The following is a 20106-nucleotide window of genomic DNA, read 5'->3' on the forward strand; positions in this document are numbered from 1 at the left end:
AACGCCCCTTGCAGAGTATTTCCGTCTCGATGACGCCTTCTCTCGCTAACTCAGCAACATCGCTATCGGAGAGCTTAGAGAAGCTCGCTCACGATCTCGTTGTTGTGTCGCCCCAACGTAGGCGCCGCCGCACGAATCGTAGGGTTTGTCCCCTTCGCAAATCGGCATTGATGGCTGTAGATGCGCGCCTATGAAGGGGCGCTCGACTTTTTGCAGAAATCCACGCGACGTTAGGCGGGGATCCTGGAGCAGATCGATTGGATGCCGAGTTACGCCGGACGCAACCCTTACCGTCTGCAATTCGAACATCGTCTGATCTGCGTCACGGGTACGCGTCCAGGCCTCGATAGCGTTCTCGATGTCGTCCTCAATGCTACGGCGTGCTTCCGCAGAATTAAGCGATGCGTCCATCGCCCAGTCCAGTCGACCAATAAGAATTGCAAGTCTCTGCCACATGTCGTTGTCGGTGGCGGCTACTATGAGCCAGTTATCCTCGCCCGCGGACCGAAAGCAGCCATGAGGCACGAACTGCGGATGTCGGTTGCGGTACCTTTTCGGCGGCTTACGGTCGATCGAGTGGATAGTGAGCCATGGCGCAGCAAATGACCGCATGCATTCGGTCTGCGAAAGGTCAATATGCTGGCCTTGTCCGGAATCACGAGCATAAATCAACGCAATCAGAACCGCGGCGTAGCCGTTCAAGCCCCGGATAGCATCTCCCAAAGCAACATGGCGCATCACGGGCGGCATATCGCACTCTCCGACGAGACCCGGCAGGCCTGACCCTTGTTCGAGAGTCGAGCCGTAAGCCCGACAATCGCGTTGATTGCTATTCACGCCAAAAGCGGACATCGACAGCTTAACCAGTCGAGCGTTGAGCGCTAGCAGCACATCCAGGCCTAGTCCGAGCTTCGGCAGGACATCCACTGAATAATTATCGACGACAATATCCGTTTCCGCCAAAAGCCGCTTAACAAGAGCAAGACCTCGTGGCCGCGTGAGGTCGAGTGTCATGCAGCGCTTGTTCCGGTTCACGATGCAGAAGCATGGCGCCCGCTCGTACATTTTGTCTTCGATGAAAGCTGGGCGTCTGTCTACGCCACGCCACCAATCCCGATATTGGATCGCCTCGATTTTGATGACGTCCGCACCAAGATCCGCCAGGATGCGCGTGCACAAGGGTCCTGACCAGCCCATCGATAAGTCAATCACGCGGACCCCATCCAACGGCGGCCGTCCGGCATCAGCGCAGGCCCCTGAAGGTAGAGGCAGATGCCTTTGGACGTTGGCAGTAGGTTGCTGCTCGCCGGGAAGCGGAAACCCTGCCACCTCGCCGTGGCGGAGTTTGCGTGAAGCGTTGCATCGAGCCGGCGGTTAGTCCTTCCTCGTTGCCAAGGAGAACAGGCAAGATCGCGCCGCGCTCTTTCCTCTCAGTGTCTTGGATAAGATCAGACATTTCGGGGACTGGCACGACAGGACTCTTACGTTTACGCCCCTCGGAGAACCACTGCTCCGCTGTACGCGCGTTCAATCTCGGTACAAACTCTTGTTCAACCTGTTCGACGTTCTGCAGACGATCGCTGCCGAGGAGGCGATCCGGATTATCTCCAAGTTCGGAAAGGTCGAGCATATCGCAAAACGCTGTCCACTGAGCGGGTGTGAAGGTCGTAACGCCTAGCCATCCTTCTTTTGTTTCGTAGATACCCGCTGGAAAGATCGGCCAGAATCGATTGATGCCAATACGGCGTACGACTTCGCCGCGCGCCGATGCCTCAAAGATGTGGCTTTCGCTGACAGCGAGGCTCGATTCGAAGATACTGAGTGACCACCTGCGGCCCTGCTCGTCCCGCATTCGAGCAATCACCGAAGAAGCTGCCGCAATAAATCCCCAAGGGCCGGCAAGAATACCGGTCTGGCAATCGGGAGCGTGCGAAGGCGGTCCCTCTACCGGCCCAACCAGCTTGATGAGGCCAGCAAGCGCACGGACAGTCGAATCCGTCGCCGCGAAGTCTGCACAGGGCCCTTCACGCCCGAACCAGCTCGCCTCAATGTGCATCAGGACGCAGTGGCGGTCACGGACCGCAGCGACATCAATGGGCGGGCAATTCGCGGAATCAACATCCCGACCATCGATCAAGACATCGCCATCCTCGATGAGTGCAGTTAGTCGGGCAATCGCACCAGCCCCGGCAGGATCGATAACAGTGCTTGATTTGTTGAAATTGAGAAATGCGAACCACGCCCTGTGGCCCTTGGGAGCGGGTGGTGCAGTACAGCGCATTCGATCTCCCCCCGGCGGCTCAATTTTCTGAACGTCTGCACCGAAGCCTGCGAACAATCGAGCGCAATAGCTGCTGGCGTCCGAGCTGCCGATGTCGACGACCCTCAGATGTGATAATACCCTCCGGGATTGTTTCCTTTTGCTATCCATATCGGTGCGCCAAATATCACGTGCCGAATTCGCATCTCGACGAGCGAGCGAGCCGCTGCCTAGCAGGCCGTGGGTACTCCATCGGCCACGGTATAGCGATCAAGGGTCCGTTCTGTAGCCGGTACTCGGAATCGAGCCTGAGCAAGGCGGAAATCCCGTGGACCTGAGCGACAATGACTAGGACACGCAACATCTGGCTCGAAGAGGCAAAATGCCATTAAGTGGCCGGCGCTTGCCTGTCCACGGCGGGGTGAACTGGCGATTTTGAGCACGATGTAGGAACAGCTAGATGAAGACAAGGTCGTATGCGCTCTTTCGCTCTCGTAGAGGAACTGAGCTCAGCGCAGCAACAATCGTACCAATCGCGTCCGGCGAGAAATTCATAACGCGAGACAAGGACCAGATAGACTTTGCGTCTCGTTCGACGCATTAAGCGCATTGAAGCACCGACCAGAAAATGTGCGGAATGAGACAAAGCGTCCGCTTGCCCGCTCGGCTACCTGCCGAACAAGATTCAACTAGGCGAATGCGGCTAGACTCTGCGATGGAGGCAACGCGTCGCTCTGTTCTGCCTAGTCAACTACCAACGCTCGCAATTGATCCAGTGGAAAGACGTGTGTTACTGCAGATCGCGGCGAGCGCTTGCGTGCCGTCAGCTGTCGGATGCAACAGGAGCTCTCTACCTCATGGAAGCGTATAATGACTAGGACGCGCATTCGCCCAGCACGCCGCCTCAGACGTGACTGAAGATATCTCCGGGACTCGGGCTGCCGATCGGCCCGCTCCACCTCCCCGCCTCTTCAGCCTCTTTCAGTGCTGCCCCACTTCCTCAAGGCGTGAGGTTTGCCGGCCTGACGCGCGACATCGTCTGCCCTGAATGCAATTTATTCTGAGAGGGACATTCGACCATGCAACCTCCTGTACTATCATCTAGCGCCCTGTCATCTTTTCGAGGCCGGCCCGATGGCCCTGTTTTCGCCCCCGACATTGCGCAGATAATCAAGTGGCGCGACAGCTCCTACGCGGCGAATCTCTATATTGCGGCTGTGTCGTGGCTTTATCTTTTCACTTATCTCGATGGTCACGCGGTGAGAGGATGAGCTTCGGGTCCATTTCTCCCTTCGGGAGCGTCCGACGCGGACCATGCTTCGCCTCTTTCAATCATGGGGTCTCATCACAAGCGAAGCCGGCCGGGTACACGCAACCCCGGCGTCCGTTCGCTATCTAAGCGACAAATCCCCGGATAGCGTCGCATCGTATATTGCAACGATGAAGTACAAGCCTTCTGTTCGGGAGCTTTACGAAATGTTGCGAGATGGAGGCGCCGACACCTGGCACGTTGAGCGCGGGGTGACAAAGAGCTGAGACGCCCTGATGCAGACCGACGATTTCGCCAATCTGAATACACGCGGGATGGAGGAGCGAGGGCGGATTTTTGCTCCACACCTCGCAACTCTTCTTGATTGCACGGATGACACTTCCGTCCTCGATGTGGGCGGCGGATCGGGCGTGTATTCTTCTTATTTGCTGATGCGCTGTCCCCCACTCACAGCAACGGCTTTGGGACGGCCGCCCGTTGATCAGCTTGGGCGGACATGTTTCACGGATCGGACTCTTTACCCAGATCGCGCTCAAGTCAAAGCTCGAGATATGTTCGTTTACCCGCTGCCAAGGGACGCGCCCCTTCATCTTTATTCGCACGTTCTTCACAATTGGGATCAGACAAGGTCCGCCTTCTCTTGAACAAGTCTCACGAGGCTCCTCGTGCCAGCAGGCGCGTGGCGATTTTCAGCTGCCACCCCGACGACCGTGGAGGCTATCCGTCTCCGGCTGCTGAAGCAGAATATTCGGTGCTGCTCAGGACAGGATATGAGGGCTGCTGTTACAGCTTCGAAGACATGCGCACGATGCTTGAGGACACGGGCTTCCAGCATTTTGAGTACCACAAATCCATCTGCAACCGCAGCTTGGTTGTCGCCCGAAAGGCCGCCTGAGATTCAAGTGGGCTTTAAAGCGGCATTGATCCTGCCGCTGCTCTTCCTTAATTGCTGAGTGCGATATGCCGATTGAGACGACCGTTCTATTATCCAAGCTCCGGACGGCTGGGTACAGTCTCTTCTCCGGCGTCCCCTGCTCAAACTTTGCGGACCTGTTTGAGGAAGCGGCTCGTGAGCCTGGACTCTTGGCAATTCCTGCAGCCAATGAAGGCAGTGCGATTGCCTTGGCGGCCGGCGCGGTGCTGACAGGTCGACGAGCAGTCGTGGCGCTTCAGAACTCCGGTTTCGGAAATATCATTAATCCGCTGACGTCATTATTGATGGTCAGCGAAATACCGGTCCTGCTCCTATTATCCGTCCGCGGTCACCCCGATGAGCCCGTGGATGAGCCACAACACACGATTATGGGGGCCAAAACAACAGCCCTCCTAGACTTGCTCTCTATCGAGTGGTGCGACTTCGATGGGACTGATGTAGGCGTGGATCGCGCCCTCGCGCGTAGCGGCGCATTATTTCGCAAAGGCGCGCCGTTTGCGCTGCTATTTCGAAGTGGCCAGCTATCCAGCTGCAGCACAGCAAAACGTTCGCCTGACACGATCGACTGTAGCCTCAGTGTCGGGCAAGTCGTCGAGTCGATTTGCAAGCAGATCGACTCAGATACCCTCATTGTTTCTACGTCCGGATTTATCTCTCGTGAGCTGTTCCGGGTCCGGGATCGTGCGCTGAATTTATATGTCCAGGGCTCGATGGGACATTGTGGCGCGATAGCGGCAGGACTCGCGCTTACTTCGCCTGCCAGAACGGTCCTGGCACTGGATGGAGATGGCAGCGTACTGATGCACATGGGGGCTCTGTCCACCATTGGCTATGCAAGCCCACACAATCTGATCCACGTGGTGCTGGACAACGAAGGCTATGTTTCAACTGGCGGCCAGCTCTCGACTTCACGAACATCTTCACTCGAGGCCGTCGCCTCCGCTTGCGGGTATCGCACCTCCACCCTTTGTAAGGGATCAGATAATCTCATAGGTGTCACGCAGCAATGCCTAAGGACGACCGGCCCTCACTTCATAGTTTGTAAGGTCAATCGGCAGCATCCGTCGCGGCTCCCGCGCGTTACCTCCCGATATTCGCCTCTTCAGAACAAAACCACATTCCAGCGAGCGCTTCACAACCGGGGCAGCGAGCCAGCACCAGCATGGTAAAAGAAAGTGTTGATGCACCGGAAGCCTCCATGTTCGAATCTGGCCATCCCGCGCCTGGCTTACACGGCAACCCCTTCAAAAGCGACCTGCCCTCAAACAATCGCTCCGGCGACGCCGCTCGCCGCCAGGGCATTTATTCCCCACAAAGACGCGTCACATTCCGATAATCTCAGAGTCACATCCTGGTTAAGCTATCGCACGCCTGAATTCGATGAAGACTATCAGCCGATGATCATAGCAGGTTCGCCTTCCCATTCGGACCTGACGATCGAAGCCAGGAATCCTTTCACGGGAATGCTTGTAGGCAAAGTGCCACAGGCACGACCGGAACATGTACGGAAAGCGTTTCAGGTGGGCGGCGCGAACTCGTCCTAAGCTGACCCGACGCGAACGGACGGATATTCTCCTTGGAACCGAAAGCGCGGTCAGACGAGATCAGGATCAGTTTGCTCGGCTAATTACGTCGGAGACCGGTCTCTGCCTGAAAGACGACCTGCATGAGACCAAACGCGCCTGCGACGTCTGGTCATTTGCCGCCCATGCCATGATCCAGAGCGAACGCGAGATCTATCCATGTGACATCACAACTCCTCACGAACGACGCATCTTTGCCATGCGCCGCAGGCCTCTTGTCGGCGTGATCTCCGCAATCAACCCATTCAATCATCGTCTCAATCTTGTCAGCCCATAAACTTGCTCCCGCCATAGCGACAAACAATCGCGTCGTCCTAAAGCCATCCGAGCGAGCTCCACTGACCGCCCTGGCACTTGGCAGGATACTGTTTGAGCAGGGACTGCCAGAGGAAATGCTTTCAATCCTCACGGGAACCCCAAGTCGTTGGAAGGTGCTATGTTCACCGACCCAGATGCGGAGCTGGTGACATTTACGGTCCGTTTGCGCGGAGCGATACATCGCCACGTCGCCGAGCGGGCCGGAAGCTCATACTTGAGCTCGGAGGGAACGACCCAATCATCGTTCTTGAGGATGCTGATCCCGAACGCGCAGCGTATTTAGCAGTCCAAGGTGCAATCAAGAATTAGGGTCAACGATGCACAGCCGTCAAGCGGGCGCTGGTGACCGGAACTATCGCTATGGATTTTGCAGATCGCGCGCTCCATTACATGCGGCAGCTTATGACCGGCGACCCCAGCGATCTATTTGTGGACGTCGGGACCGTGATCAGCCAAGAGGCCGCTCGACTTATCGCTCGACGTCTCGCCGGCGCGATTGATGATGGTGCGGTCCGGCTACTGGGCAGTCGGCCTCACGGCGCATTTCATCCACCTACGCTCCTGAATCATGTTCGGGAAACCTCCGAACTTGTTGTTGAAGAGACATTCGGGCCCGTGCTGCCAATCATCCGTTGCCCAAACGATATCGATCAAATTATATCAATTGCGAACGCGACCAAGTTTGGACTTTCCGCGGGTGTTTGCTCTAACCGGGGCATGTCACGAGATTGATCAATGGTCTCGACGTAGGAAGCGTGAACGTATGGGAAGTCTCCGGTTATCGGACGGAAATGACGCCCTTCGGCGGGATCAAGCAATCTGGGCTCGGCTATAAGGAGGGTGTTCCCGAGGCGATGCGCGGCTTCACGCAGCTGAAGACGTACTCGCTCCCTTGGCCGGTCTTGCCTTCCAATGGGCTAAGGCATTCTCAAATTTGATTCGTGGGAAAGGCAACACCCTGTTTGCCCATTGGCACTCGCGGGCGAGCTGAGGACCCTCACAGAGCGGTGACTTCTGGTTCCTCATAGCCATTTAGAGCACGATTAAGCGGAAGTCAGGCCAGGTAAAGCACCGGTGGACCCAGTGCTAAAAAGACATTCAGAATCAGACGCGCCGGCAGTGCTCGTAGAAGCGAAAATCGCGTTTTGCTGGAACGACGCAAGCATTCGCAGCGGCTTTCAATTACTCTAGAGTCCTACGGCATAGCTGCCGTCCTCCAACCCGCTTGCACAGAAGTCCAACCTCGCCTCTGCTTTTGCGCGACATCAAAGCGCGTCGATCAGCTCCTGACTAGATGAAGGAACCTCGGCTAAGTTCAGTATTGGTTCTTGCTCCATGGCGCTTGCGCAGAGAATAGAGTACCGGCATTCGCAATCATTGGTCATGTCGCCGCAGTTGATGCAGGCCATCAAACTGCTGCAATTGTCCAACCTCGATCTCACGGCCTTCGTGGAGGAGGAGCTCGAGCGCAACCCTCTGCTCGAGCGCACCAGTGGCGAGGGAGCTGGCGTCGAATCCCCAAGTGGGGTGGGTGAGGTCAGCGCCGAACAGACGGCCGAGGCGGGCCCACGCGACGCTCAGGATGCCGCGCCGACCACTTATACCGAATGGGGCGGCGGCTCCTACGGTGACGAAGACTACAATCTTGAAGCTTTTGTTGCTGCCGAGACAACATTGTTGGGCTCTCTCGCCGAGCAGCTCTCGGTCGCCCTCACTTCGCCCACGCAGCGGATGATTGGGCAGTATTTGATTGACCTCGTGGACGAGGCCGGCTACCTGCCGTCCGATCTCGGCCGGGCAGCCGAGCGGCTTGGCGCAACGCAAGAGGACGTCGAGGGCGTTCTTGCCGTGCTGCAGAAATTCGATCCGCCCGGCGTCTGTGCGCGGTCTCTCAGCGAGTGCCTGGCGATCCAGCTCCGCGAGCTCGACCGCTACGATCCCGCGATGCAGGCCCTCGTCGAGCATCTCGATCTCCTCGCCGAGCGCAACATGGAGAGCCTGCGCACACTTTGTGGCGTCGATGACGAAGACATTGCCGACATGATCGGCGAGATCAGGCGCCTCAATCCCAAGCCGGGTCTGAAGTTCGGCTCGGCGCGGCTTCAGACCATAATGCCTGATGTCTATGTCCGACCGGGACCTGATGACGGGTGGCATGTGGAGCTCAACAGCGACACTTTGCCCCGTGTCCTGGTGAACCAGACATATTATTCCGAGCTGTCGAAGAAAATCGGCAAGGAAGGCGACAAGTCGTATTTCACCGAGGCGCTGCAGAACGCCACCTGGCTGGTGCGCGCGCTCGACCAGCGCGCCCGCACCATCCTGAAAGTCGCGACCGAGATCGTGCGCCAGCAGGACGGCTTCTTCACCCATGGTGTGGCGCACTTAAGGCCGCTAAATCTGAAGGACATCGCGGAGGCCATCCAGATGCATGAATCCACGGTGTCGCGCGTCACCGCGAACAAATACATCGCGACAACTCGCGGCACATTCGCGTTAAAATATTTCTTCACGGCATCGATCGCCTCGGCCGACGGCGGCGAGGCGCATTCGGCCGAGGCCGTGCGTCACCACATCAAGCAGCTAATCGATTCGGAAGAACCGTCTGCGCCCCTGTCAGATGATACCATCATGGAACGCTTGCGCGCGTCTGGAATTGATATTGCCCGCCGCACGGTCGCGAAGTACCGGGAGGCCATGCGAATTCCCTCCTCAGTGCAACGCCGCCGCGAAAAGCAGTGGGTAACAATCAGTAACCGAGCATCGGACGGAGCTCGCAGTCCGTGAAGAACTCACAAGCCGTTATCCGGGAAGCCCGAAAGCGACGTTTTGTCGTAACTGGATCTAACGAAAAGAAGCCTTGGACTTCGTCGGGCGTTATTACTCACCTCGGACTGCTTGGCGAGGAGCGAGAAGCGACGACTGAGAACAACACGTTGCCGCTCGACTCGATCACATCACCGACTCAAGTCGTTGGTGGCGCAGGGCCGAGGGGTAGAGGATTCCCTGGAGTCGTGAATTAACAAGGGTTACATCATGATCTCGGCCGGCCGTCCTATCGACGCGCGGCTTCGGATTCGATCTGAGTGACGTTGCTCGAGGTAACACCGCCGATCGGGATCAGACACGGCTTCTTCGCCTCAGGAACTTTGCGCCGCAGCTCGATAACAAGCAAAGCAGAACGCATTGCTTTGTGCTCTTACGCGTCCCGCCCCCCCGCCAGAAGATTGGCAAAGCTGCCGGTGTAGGTCTGAACACCTCGTTAGTATGATCGTAGCCCGTGACGGAAAGGCCGAATGCAGCAACTGGAGCGCCGCTTTTTTGCGGCCAGCGGCGAAGCCCATCAGCTTCTCGCAAGTTTGCCATTGTAGCGATGCCGTCCTTGTTTACGGAGCATGGTGATGCGGAACAATCGTTCCTACTTAGCAAGGCGGCTTTGATGAATGTCCAGGCCCCCGTGAGATGATCGTGACTCGCTAGAAGTCTCAAGAGCCCCTTGATCAGCAATTCGCGAATGCTTGCGAAACTCACGCGACGTCTCGTCTCAGGTGGTGCTTACCAACACACAGACTGACGCAGACTCTTCAGCACGCAATTCAGCCCGAGAAAACGCGCCGGACCCACAGCCAGAGCACCGCGCGGAGCTATACTGACGCGTTCATCTTACTCAGATCTCGTGGTGAAAAGATCCCCGCACCGGCGCCAGGATGGCCTGCTGGGCGGCGGAGAGAGACCCTTTTTGTCGCACGACAAGCTGATGGCTCCTGGGTGACCAGCGCTTCACCTCCATCACAATTTCATGCTCCGCGGGTAAGCCGAATCTATCTTGCGTAAAAGGGGGCACGTCAGCGAGACATCCCCCCAGACAAATACCCTCATCAGCTCGAGACAAGCCGTACTCTCATTTTGGACGCATCGGCTGGGTCAATTCAGCCAACGCGGAGATCTTCGGCCGACATCTTGCCCGTACGCCCCGTCTTGAGCTCATAACTTACGCGGGCTCCCTCTTCGAGGGTGGTGAAACCAGCTTTTTCAACGGCACTGAGGTGCACGAACACATCGGGACTTCCATCCTCGGGTCTGATGAACCCATAACCCTTGCTCGGATTGAACCACTTCACAATACCCATTGCCACGGCGGCACCTCCTTACTGAACGCTGGTGATCTAGCGAAGAGTCTTCCGATCATCAAGAGTGATGACAACTAAGGCCGCGAGCTCGATGCGAAGGGCTTGCGCTTTTTTTGTCGAATTGCCTAGCTATGCTCAATACGCGAACGTTAGAAACGTATCTGGCGCGAATTCCAGGCCGCAGGATCCTGATGACGCTTTAGCCTCCGCTTCGGTTGCTTCGGCTAACGGTTCACAGGAGGATTGTGCGTGCAGCACACGCCGCTCTAATCACCCAAAAGACCAGCTGGTGATTGGTGCCCCGAAGATCGTTCACCAAACCGGCAAAGCTCCGTGAGCATCACCCGATTGGTGAGGCTTGTACACCCCTAGAGTTCGAGCAACGTCTACCAGAAGCACGTTTTGGAAATGCGTCTTCCGACTTCCACTGCCACCCCAAAGTCCCGCCGACGCCGTCCAAGCCGTCTGGCTAGCCACCGGACTTCAACCTGTGACAGGCATATGGCCAAGGGGCTCGCACAGGGAGATAGACGATTCGGGTCGGGCTCACCGTCTCGATCTTTCAAGAGCATGACGGGCCGGCGGCACTACGTCGGCTCGCTCGTCCGCGTTGCGCTTCACCATTAAAGGCTAGGACATGGAGGCACGCCATGTTTATGGTATCAGCGCCTCTTCGATCCCCAGTTTAGTTCGCGGGGCGCAATTTGCCTCGCTTTTCGCCCCATCAATCTACGGGCTCATTAGCCCCACCGCGAACCGTGGTCTAAAAGACCCAGACGCCGCGCTTTGACGACACACTGGGTCCGGGTGCTCGTCTCGAGCTTTCGCATCGCATTCTTGATATGAAAGTTAACGGTGTTATCGCTGACGTTCAGGATGACCCCGATCGCCCAGGATGACTTCCCTTTCTCGACCCACCGCAAACATTGTTTTTCGCGTTCCGATAGTACAACCAGTTTCTCTTGGACATCGGCCATGACTTTTTCCTGGGCTTAAGAGAACAGGAATGCATCAGCAAATGCCGTACCATTCATCCGCGCAGGCAAACTATCGCCGAATCAGAGCAAGTTCTTCGGAGATAGCGGCTCCGCTCTCGCGCGGCGGCGGTCTCAAGCCGGCCATATCGAGAAGCTCTCACCATATGTCATAAACGCTACAAACTGCATTGCGACAATCGCACCGATCGATATCAAACTCTGTGAACCGGATATCACCCGTCACTAAGGCGTTGCGCCAGAGAGCGGGATCAACGCCCATGAACTCATAACGACGACTTTACGTATCACGTCAATTCTTTGCATCATGAAAGCTCTTTACGTCAAAATAAACTACCAAAGCTAGTCATTGATCGCTGTCAATCCAAAAGGATATGATCAACGACTTTGCGCCGATCGAAGCTCGGCTTCCAGGATTTGTGCATGCAATGTCAACCACAAGCCATCCAGCCAACCGCAGATGATGAATACACGCGGCGACCGGCTGTCGAAGGGCGTCGGGCAGAGATCTGTTCCACTGGTAAGCTCTCGTTTCTGATGGAGGCGCATGATGGCCTTTCGGCTAAAATCGCCAAGCGCTTGGGCTTCAAGGGGCTCTGGGCGTCTGGTTTGTCGATCGCCAGCTCGTTGGGCTTTCGCGATGCCAACGAAGCTTCATGAAGCCAGCTCGTCGAGAGCGTCGAACGCATCGTGGATACGACCGAGATACCGGTGCTCGTGGACGGGGATGGAGCTTCGGCAATTTCAATAATGCGCGCCTTCTCGCACGCAAACTGCGTCAGGCTGGCGCGGCGGGGCTCTCGCTTGAGGACAGCTGCTTGCCGAAGCTCAACTCCCTCATTGGAGAGCGGCATCCACTCGCCGATGTCGATGAGTTCTCTGGTCGTCTGCGGGCTGTAAAGGATGCAGTCGGCGAAACTCTTATTCTCGTCGCCAGGATTGAAGCGCTGATCGCCGAGCACGGACTGAACGAAGCCATCGTACGTTCCCACGCTTATGCCGACGCGGGAGCGGATGCTATCCTGATTCACTCGCGAAAGAGTGTCGCGGACGAGGTGCTTTCGTTCGCCAACAAGTGGGAGAACCGGCTTCCTGTCGTGATCGTTCCGACGACATACTACCGAACGCCAGTCTCCGCCTATCGCGATGCGCGCATCTCCACGGTCGTTTAGGCCAATCACTCCATGCGGGCTGCGGCAGCTGCAATGCGACGCGTCTGCGATAGTATCGCAGCTGAGGAGAGCGTTGCCAGAATTGAACCTCACATTGCACCGCTCAGCGAGATTTTCGAACTCCTGAGGTATGACGAACTCGCAAAGGCCGAAAGGCGATATTTGCAGTCCGAAAAACCCACGAGGGCAGGTTGGCCATGGGTCTTCTTCCTCAAAATGTTCCCGTGCGCCCGGCCCCTGTTAAGACCGTACCAGGAGCGCCTATTCGCTCTGGTGGGCGCGTGACGCACTCCTTTCCGGAGACCTTCTTGAGGGCGGCGCCTTGTTAGAGGAGTCTCCGTGAAGCGCCCGATACGGCTGCTGTCGCTCCCCTTCCATGAGCTGACGCATGGATCAGCGGTCCTGCTGTCGGATCTTGTCTCCATTTTCACAATTTGGTTTGAACCAACCAGGGGAAATCTCATTGCTAATGGCCCTGCCGACGATGAACCTGTTACGGCTGTCCGCTTCTATTCGGCGAACGAAAGCCATTCCGGCGCTACGTGGTATGATCAGGGCCGGAGCTACCCAGGCCGGCACTGACATGCTTCTCTCCTAACTCGCGAAACACAGGGCCCACAGCTTGCTGCCGCAAGGTGCGGTAATCTCAGGCTGCACCAAAACTATCTGCGGAACATCTTCGTACCGCCGAGCGCATCTTCGCGAAAGCCCAGACACGTGATCCAACAGGCCGGGGCTGAGGTTCATGATGGTCACGGAAGTTTGCCGCACCACGTGTTTTATCACTTTCGCGGCTGCGTTTTTTATCGGCGCGTAAAAACGCTTAAGCCTCGCATATAGCGCGACCATCTGGATGGAAGAGCGCATTGCCTCGCCCTAATTGTTACCGGATGCTGAGCCGTTGCCTCACGTAAATTGCTCCCTTGGATCGGGAGCGAGCGGGGGCGAAGATGGGGTGGCTAAGCATGGCAACGCGGAAGGAACTGACGGCGGCAGCAGGCGCGCGCTATCGGCGTTCGGATCGCGCGAAGAAGACGCGGATATTGGACGAGTTCGTCGACATCACCGGATTCCATCGCAAGCATGCGATGCGACTACTTCGAGGTCAGGAAGACGCGCGCCCAAGCCGAAGGGCGCGACGTCGAATGTATAATGAGGTAGAACACAACGCGCTCGTGCTCCTTTGGGAGGCGTCAGACCGGATCTGCGGGAAGCGGCTGAAGGCGTTAATGCCTGCGTTGATTGAGGCGATGGAACGGCATGGCCACCTCGACCTTGCCCCCGAGATCCGCGACAAACTTTTGGCAATGAGCGCTGCGACGATCGACCGCGCATTGGTGCGGGTCCGAGAAGGATTAGGTCGCAAGCGTCGGCGGCACGCGACGCACTCGTTGCGTCGCAGTGTTCCAATAAGGACGTCGGCAGATTGGAATGATCCGGCGCCCGGATTCGTCGAGGCCGACCTTGTCGCGCATAGCGGTCCATCTGCGCGCGGCAGCTTCATCCAGGCCCTCGTGCTCACCGACATTGCTACCGGCTGGACGGAGTGCGCTCCTCTGATCGTGCGCGAACGGACGCTGTTGAGCACGGTGCTGACGGAATTGCGCAAACAATCGCCTTTTGCGCTGCTCGGCTTCGATACTGACAATGATACGGTGTTTATAAACGAGACGCTGAAAGCCTACTCGAGGCGGCCAACATCGTCTTCACGCGTTGCCGGCCCTACCGAAAAAATGACCAGGCGTTCGTCGAGCAGAAGAACGGCGCCGTCGTGCGCAGGATAGTCGGCTATCGTCGGTTCGAGGGCCTGGAAGCGGCCAAGCTGCTGGCTGAACTCTATCGATCGGCGCGGCTGTTCGTGAACTTCTTCCAACCCTCGTTCAAATTGATAGCCAAGCAGCGCGAAGGTGCCCGTGTACCGAAGACATACAGCGCGCCGGCTACACCACACCAGCGCCTGGCGGCGGACGCCCGCACGCCTGACGCTGTCCGCCATCACCTCCAAGAAATCTATGCCGCTCTCGATCCAGTCGCGTTGTTGCGCGACATCCGCGACGTGCAGGAGCGCCTCGCGGCCCTCGCTGATACCCAACCAATCGGCCATCCTGCTGTGGCATCGCAACCGATCGATCGCTTCCTGGCAAGCTTGCGCACGGCCTGGAAGGACGGAGCCATGCGACCGACGGATCGGCCACTCGTGAAGGCGAAAAGAGGCCGACGTCGTCCCGCCCCGCTCATCCGAGCAACGCCAGATTTGCGAAAATGGTTTGAAGCTGAGCCTTGGCGGACTGGTAGCGAACTGCTCTCGCGCTTGCAGATGGAATATCCTGGAGCCTATCCGAACAAGCTTCTTCGAACCCTTCAACGTCGGCTGCAATCCTGGCGCAGCGAGCAAGCGAATGCGCTGCTGTTCGCTCGTAGCGAGAAAATGCCGCCGGGGTACGAGGTCACAACACCCCAATGACGTGCGAGGTACCAGCGGAGGAGGCCGGGCGCTCCGAAACCCCGGCCATCTCCGCACCCGGCCTCCTCCTCAACTCAAGCCAGGAGCAAATTAAATGAGGCAACCGATCGCACCCGGAAGCATCAGTACATGAGGCAATACGACTTCCTACCCAGATTGCCGCGCCGCACTCGCAAGCTTGACGGGGCCGTAACCAACGCCGGTTGTTGTATCAGCGGAACGTGACCGGTTCGTCCCGGCACGGAGTGTGAAACACACATCTCAGGCCCAGTTTTTAGGCCGGCGGCTGCTTTGGCCACGGAATGCCGATATCTACACTTTGAAGGAGGTAGATGACTTCGATTTGCTCGCTTGCGCTCTTACGGTCGAGCTCTCCTGCAAGCGACTGCTCCGCTGAACAAAGGTCTCGCAGTCGACTCTGAACCTGATTGGTGCGCCACCTCGCCAAATTCACGATCGGCATCCAATTACGGTAGCGGACACCACGGAATCAACCGCCCGCTGTCTCGAACCACGAACCATTTGATGGCGCGGCAAAAAGATCCTTAGAGCACTGGTAAACTTCACTTTTTAGCTCGTCGCCTGTTACCCACACTAGCGAATTATCCTCAGCAATATCCTCTTCAGCAAGCCGCAAGATCGACCCGCCGGATTCATGATGAGGGTAGTGCGGAAGTCCTTTATCCACTCGCCAGCGAGCCACAAGCGCGCATAAGAAATCGGGGGCCCAAATAGCATACGATAACCGGTGTGTAACTCGGGCTATCATCCTCGCGACACCCTGCTCCCTGAAATCCCCGCGCACCCAAAGATCTCCATTATAGGCTATTCTTCCAGTCATTTCCTCTGCGGTAGGGGCCATGCAAGCACAATAGTCATTAATATGGGCCTGGACGATCGGGTCACTGTAAAATGCTTTCAGCGACCGAAGATGCTCCGCAAAGTTACTGTGAGAAAGGTCATACAGCCGTGTAGCATTTGTAAGTACGACCTCGCTGTTCTTGTCGAGGCCAACCACCCAATATCCCTCGCCGGGGCGAATAGTCGATCGATCAGGCCGAAAGTTTGGAAATGTTCGCCCTTTCGTCGGAATTGCTTGGGTAACTGAGACATATTCATGAAAATCGAACCCCATGAACAGGTTGATATCTTTCTGGGCGGCCATGGTGTCGTATATTGGAATGGACCGTGAGACATGCACCGGAATGCGTGCGCACACTGCTGCCGCAGGTTCGTCGACCGTCATGAGTTACCTCGCACGTTATAACAATCAAACAAGCTACGCTCTGGAAACTGAATGCCGTACTACCTTTTCCTGTGGGCGCTCTACAGGCTAAGTGGTGGGATGCCGCTCGTACGCATGTGCGCGCGAGATGAAACGAGACTGATGTCATTCACATTGACCTGATCGAAATCAAAACTCGCAACTCTTGTTTGGCAAACCACAAGCCGAACGCGAACTTATTTCACTTCAGCTTGCAGTTCTCGAGGAACGCAGGAGTCGTTCACCAAACGTTTCCCGAGCCGCCGCACGCAGCACAATTATTTTAATCGTCCTGCGCCTCTACAACGGCTCACGACGTTTCGATACTTTGACTTCCCATTGAGTTTGCCTCCAGTAGCGGCTGGGGTCTCATGTATTTTTCGGCCAAACTGCTCTTCACTCGAAAGAGTTCTGCCCTTATGCCACATGTGCGCAACCTTTCGCCTGCTTGCAGACCCCTTTTCAGCACCACCACTCTACTTCCGGTGGTGCCCATCTCACCGCAAAGGCATTGGCTTCGTGATCTGGTCGTCCATTGCTTACCCCTACTGGCCGGACAAAATGCCGACACGCAGTTTAGTGCCAGGTCAAGTCACATCATCTTTGTCTCTACCCCGCCGGGATTTACATCTCGAAGTCCCTCTTTGATCCAGGGCCTCTGCCAAGGCCTCTTCGAATATTTCAAGGCCGCTATTGAGAGTCTCGGTGTCAATCGTGAGTGCCGGCAAGAATTGTATGACCTGACCAGCCGAGGCGCATCGTTCAATAAATAGACCTCTCGCGAAGGCCTTGCGTCTGGTCGCTTCTGCAATTTCCGATGACTGGCAATCAAATCCCAACGCCAGCCCCCTCCCCCGAACAGAAAAGCTGGTCCCGTGGTGGCACGCAATGGCGTTGAGCCGGCTTCGCGCAAGCTCTCCCAAGCGCTGAACCTCCTCCGAGAGGAGGCAATCGCGCCAATAGATGTCGATGGCAGCGGCCGCAGCCGCAAACGCAATGTCAGTCTTTTCCGTACCGGCGTGCTGCACAGGCCAAGTATGGTCGACCTCATCTTTAATCAGCAGCATTGACAACGGCAAACCACAGCCGCTCAGAGACCTCGACATCACAATGATGTCCGGCGATAAGCCTGCGAACTCGAAACTAAAAAATTGGCCTGTCCGGCCACAGCCCATTTCCGTTTCGTCTAGTATCAAAACGGCGTCAGTCTCTTTCGCAATTGCCTGGACCGCCCTTAACCACTCTTTGCCAGCTACGTTCATGCCTATATTTCGCTGTACAGCTTCAACCAGAATGGCAGCTGGACTATTAATGCCGCTGTACTGGTCACGCAACAACGTTCGCAAATGGTCGGTTGTGCCAACGACGGGCCCTACATAGCCGTCGAACGGGACAAGACCTAGTCCGCGTGGAGATACGTCAAAGCCAGTACGTCGAAGCCCGCAACCGGGCAGAGCGATGGATCCAGGACTCACGCCGCTCTCTCCACTGGTGAACAAGACGATATTCTGACGTCCCGTGACTTGGCGCGCGAGCTCCAGAGCTGCGTCGATAGCGATGGCGTCACTTGGTCCAGTGAATTTGAAATGATATGGCAGCAAACGCCGTTCGCGAAGCACGGCAGATCCGAACGTATCTACAAACTTAAGTTCAGCAGAAGTCGCCATGTCAAACCCGCTGACCACCGCATCTGACGTTAGATACTCGAGAACGGCCTGCCTGATCTGATGATTGTTGTGGCCGTAGTTTAGCGACCCGGCTCCTGAGTAAAAGTCGATGATCCTCCGGCCATCCGCCGTCAAAGCAATGGAACCGCGTGCTCGACTTAAACTGACCGCAGATGTCTTCATATCAAGATGGCGGTTCAATTTAGCGCCCTCATGTGTGCGTTTTGTCAGGCTCCTACCCAGCCTTCGTGCACTGCGATCCTCCACACGATCAGCCCGGGAACCTGCTCGGCACGACAACATGTGTTCCCGAATTAGTACCGGAGCCCTCTTTATCGTAGCCCCGCTGCGACCGTTCTTGGACGACTGGGTACATTGTTGCCGCGGAGCAGATGAGGCCGCAGTCTAGGAGCCGCCGCCCTTGGCTTGGTCGTCTTCTGCACCTTTCCGCCCAAGGAAGTTCATCACGTCGCCCCGCGGCGGCCTAGTTCTTCAATCGATCATCCTCCGGCAAATCATCTAACCAGCAAGCGGACTCGACGTATTGCCTGGAAAAGATCCTTCCGATTTTTTCCGGAATCTTGTTTTGATGATATCGCATATAGATGCGTCCATCATCGCCCAGACCAAGAATCTCGATCTTCCCGGTGTAATGCGACATGATATATTTGAAGGTCTTTTCGATGCCCGCCAAACGTTGATTGACGCCGTTGGCAATCTCTATTCCGCGACGAAGCGGCACCTGAAAATGGGACGCACCCTTTACCGGCCTTGCTTGAAAGAGATAGTAAGGGCGGACGCCCATTTTGTGGAACTTAGAGAAAGTCGCTGCCAGAAGCTCCGAGTTGTCATTTACGTCTGCAAGCAATACAGATTGATTGAGGAACTGAACTCCTTGTGCACGCAAGGACCGGATATTTCGCTCAGCATCTACCGAGATCTCACCAATGTGATCGAAGTGCGTGACAAGCACTGCGGTCTTGCCCGCATCACGTATTCGTTGGAAGAGAGCAGGTAGAGCGGGATCCTCGAAGCGCTTTGGTTCAAAGGCGAACAGTTTGGTGCCGATTCGAATAGAAGCTAGATGCGGAATCGAGAGGAGATGAGCAAGAATCTCGTCGAGCTTCGCCGTACTAAGAACAAAGGGGTCGCCTCCCGACAGCAGCACGTTTGTCATCTCAGGATGGCAGCTAATGTACTGACCAACTTCCGCGACATCCGGGACGATCTCATCTGATTCTCGGCCGACTAGTCGCTTGCGGAAGCAAAAACGACAATATGAGGCACAACGGTTAGTCACCAGCAGCAAGCCGGTCTGTGCGTACTTGTGCTGAAGTCCACACACCACGGTATTGTCGTGCTCACCACTCGTGTCCAAAACGCCCGGACTGTCGAGCTCCTTAACCGAGGGCTCAACAATCCGTCTTAGCTGCTCGTAGTAACCGCTGTTCGCCATCTGCTCGCGGTAGAATTTGGTGACATGATGCTGACGCGTAATGCTACGCGCTTGCAGCTCTGTCTCCTCAATCTTGCGATCGCCTTCTATAAATCTCATGACCACGGTGCCGGGGGATTCTTCTGATTGGCCCGATGGCAACCGAGGTGAGAAAACTCCAGTGGCCGTCAATTCGACTGGCGCACTGCCCGCGTCAGCTATTTGAGTCAACGGAGATGGTTTCATCTTAACTCCTTCGGAACGGGGGCGATCGTTCCGCAGTGACGCGATTCGTCAACTTCCAGCAATCCGCGTGCCAACAAGATCTGGCGCTCCATCAGCGCAACACATCAGAGCCGAACCGATCTCCCGGCTGTCGAGTAAACAATGGTCGTCCCGTTTGTCGGGCTTCAAACAGGATGTCCTCGATTGGACAAAAGCTCCAATGCCAAGAAGGCTCATCTGCTTCAACCATTCGCCGCTTGACAAGTTTGGACGGTCCGACCGAACCAGACACAACCGCCGCAATGTTTCGGAGACCACAAGAATGAGGTCTTCCTGCTACGACGGACTCAGACTGTAGGTGTACTCGTCCCATGAGACCGGCGACCGAG

General features: G+C 56.5%; 14 protein-coding genes and 3 pseudogenes. 10 read left to right on the plus strand and 7 right to left on the minus strand.

The window, feature by feature from the left end:
- Window positions 1-45: 45 nt before the first annotated feature.
- Complete coding sequence (locus ACVWZ4_RS05050; RefSeq protein WP_456790048.1) at window positions 46-1212, minus strand: CaiB/BaiF CoA transferase family protein; 1167 nt, start codon at window positions 1210-1212, stop codon at window positions 46-48.
- A gap of 31 nt (window positions 1213-1243) precedes the next feature.
- The gene (locus ACVWZ4_RS05055; protein ID WP_456790049.1) at window positions 1244-2431 is read right to left on the minus strand and encodes a CoA transferase; all 1188 of its coding nucleotides are present in this window, start codon (window positions 2429-2431) and stop codon (window positions 1244-1246) included.
- Window positions 2432-3844: 1413 nt separating this feature from the next.
- On the opposite strand from ACVWZ4_RS05055, the gene ACVWZ4_RS05060 reads away from it, so the two are divergent.
- From ACVWZ4_RS05060 to rpoN, 8 genes and pseudogenes are all read left to right on the plus strand, one after another.
- On the plus strand, window positions 3845-4174 hold the full coding sequence (locus ACVWZ4_RS05060) for a methyltransferase (RefSeq protein WP_456790498.1): 330 nt from the start codon (window positions 3845-3847) through the stop codon (window positions 4172-4174).
- A gap of 35 nt (window positions 4175-4209) precedes the next feature.
- Window positions 4210-4425, plus strand: coding sequence for a hypothetical protein (locus tag ACVWZ4_RS05065; protein ID WP_456701680.1), 216 nt, complete (start codon window positions 4210-4212; stop codon window positions 4423-4425).
- Between the two features lie 65 nt (window positions 4426-4490).
- On the plus strand, window positions 4491-5633 hold the full coding sequence (gene aepY, locus ACVWZ4_RS05070; protein WP_456701679.1) for a phosphonopyruvate decarboxylase: 1143 nt from the start codon (window positions 4491-4493) through the stop codon (window positions 5631-5633).
- Window positions 5634-5964: 331 nt separating this feature from the next.
- Complete coding sequence (locus ACVWZ4_RS05075) at window positions 5965-6324, plus strand: aldehyde dehydrogenase family protein (protein ID WP_456790050.1); 360 nt, start codon at window positions 5965-5967, stop codon at window positions 6322-6324.
- Window positions 6311-6514: an aldehyde dehydrogenase family protein gene (locus tag ACVWZ4_RS05080; protein ID WP_456790051.1), complete on the plus strand. Its 204-nt coding sequence runs from the start codon at window positions 6311-6313 to the stop codon at window positions 6512-6514. Before ACVWZ4_RS05075 ends, ACVWZ4_RS05080 begins: the two co-directional genes overlap by 14 nt.
- A pseudogene (locus ACVWZ4_RS05085) lies at window positions 6417-7097 on the plus strand (aldehyde dehydrogenase family protein). The gene ACVWZ4_RS05080 and the pseudogene ACVWZ4_RS05085 overlap by 98 nt, the downstream one beginning before the upstream one ends.
- Window positions 7098-7120: 23 nt before the next feature.
- Window positions 7121-7303 carry an aldehyde dehydrogenase family protein gene (locus ACVWZ4_RS05090; protein ID WP_456705173.1) on the plus strand — a complete coding sequence of 61 codons (183 nt, stop codon included), beginning with the start codon at window positions 7121-7123 and terminating at the stop codon, window positions 7301-7303.
- Between the two features lie 397 nt (window positions 7304-7700).
- Window positions 7701-9152, plus strand: coding sequence for an RNA polymerase factor sigma-54 (rpoN, locus tag ACVWZ4_RS05095; protein ID WP_456701677.1), 1452 nt, complete (start codon window positions 7701-7703; stop codon window positions 9150-9152).
- Window positions 9153-10294: 1142 nt separating this feature from the next.
- On the opposite strand, the gene ACVWZ4_RS05100 is transcribed toward rpoN, so the two are convergent.
- Window positions 10295-10501, minus strand: coding sequence for a cold-shock protein (locus tag ACVWZ4_RS05100; protein ID WP_456701676.1), 207 nt, complete (start codon window positions 10499-10501; stop codon window positions 10295-10297).
- 734 nt (window positions 10502-11235) lie between these two features.
- Window positions 11236-11472 carry a helix-turn-helix domain-containing protein gene (locus ACVWZ4_RS05105; protein ID WP_456763512.1) on the minus strand — a complete coding sequence of 79 codons (237 nt, stop codon included), beginning with the start codon at window positions 11470-11472 and terminating at the stop codon, window positions 11236-11238.
- Between the two features lie 555 nt (window positions 11473-12027).
- Here ACVWZ4_RS05105 and ACVWZ4_RS05110 point away from each other — a divergent pair.
- A pseudogene (locus ACVWZ4_RS05110) lies at window positions 12028-12827 on the plus strand (isocitrate lyase/phosphoenolpyruvate mutase family protein); the annotation flags it as partial.
- Window positions 12828-13612: 785 nt separating this feature from the next.
- A pseudogene (locus ACVWZ4_RS05115) lies at window positions 13613-15126 on the plus strand (ISNCY family transposase).
- Window positions 15127-15616: 490 nt separating this feature from the next.
- Here the strand turns inward: ACVWZ4_RS05115 and ACVWZ4_RS05120 are convergent.
- The 3 genes from ACVWZ4_RS05120 to ACVWZ4_RS05130 all read right to left on the minus strand — a co-directional run bounded on the left by ACVWZ4_RS05120 (window position 15617) and on the right by ACVWZ4_RS05130 (window position 19738).
- Window positions 15617-16372, minus strand: a complete 756-nt coding sequence (locus tag ACVWZ4_RS05120; RefSeq protein WP_456701674.1) for a hypothetical protein — start codon at window positions 16370-16372, stop codon at window positions 15617-15619.
- A gap of 605 nt (window positions 16373-16977) precedes the next feature.
- The gene (locus ACVWZ4_RS05125) at window positions 16978-18258 is read right to left on the minus strand and encodes an aminotransferase class III-fold pyridoxal phosphate-dependent enzyme (protein WP_456701673.1); all 1281 of its coding nucleotides are present in this window, start codon (window positions 18256-18258) and stop codon (window positions 16978-16980) included.
- A 283-nt stretch (window positions 18259-18541) separates the two neighbouring features.
- Window positions 18542-19738, minus strand: coding sequence for a KamA family radical SAM protein (locus tag ACVWZ4_RS05130; protein WP_456701672.1), 1197 nt, complete (start codon window positions 19736-19738; stop codon window positions 18542-18544).
- Between the last annotated feature and the right edge of the window lie 368 nt (window positions 19739-20106).

It is taken from the genome of Bradyrhizobium sp. USDA 4472 (assembly GCF_054058595.1).

What these genes read in the sequence shown, in the direction of transcription:
- ACVWZ4_RS05055 (WP_456790049.1), bottom strand. Translation starts at nt 2,431, where the DNA reads ATGGATAGCAAAAGGAAACAATCCCGGAGGGTATTATCACATCTGAGG.
- ACVWZ4_RS05060 (WP_456790498.1), top strand. Translation starts at nt 3,845, where the DNA reads ATGGAGGAGCGAGGGCGGATTTTTGCTCCACACCTCGCAACTCTTCTT.
- aepY (WP_456701679.1), top strand. Translation starts at nt 4,491, where the DNA reads ATGCCGATTGAGACGACCGTTCTATTATCCAAGCTCCGGACGGCTGGG.
- ACVWZ4_RS05075 (WP_456790050.1), top strand. Translation starts at nt 5,965, where the DNA reads ATGTACGGAAAGCGTTTCAGGTGGGCGGCGCGAACTCGTCCTAAGCTG.
- rpoN (WP_456701677.1), top strand. Translation starts at nt 7,701, where the DNA reads ATGGCGCTTGCGCAGAGAATAGAGTACCGGCATTCGCAATCATTGGTC.
- ACVWZ4_RS05105 (WP_456763512.1), bottom strand. Translation starts at nt 11,472, where the DNA reads ATGGCCGATGTCCAAGAGAAACTGGTTGTACTATCGGAACGCGAAAAA.
- ACVWZ4_RS05120 (WP_456701674.1), bottom strand. Translation starts at nt 16,372, where the DNA reads ATGACGGTCGACGAACCTGCGGCAGCAGTGTGCGCACGCATTCCGGTG.
- ACVWZ4_RS05130 (WP_456701672.1), bottom strand. Translation starts at nt 19,738, where the DNA reads ATGAAACCATCTCCGTTGACTCAAATAGCTGACGCGGGCAGTGCGCCA.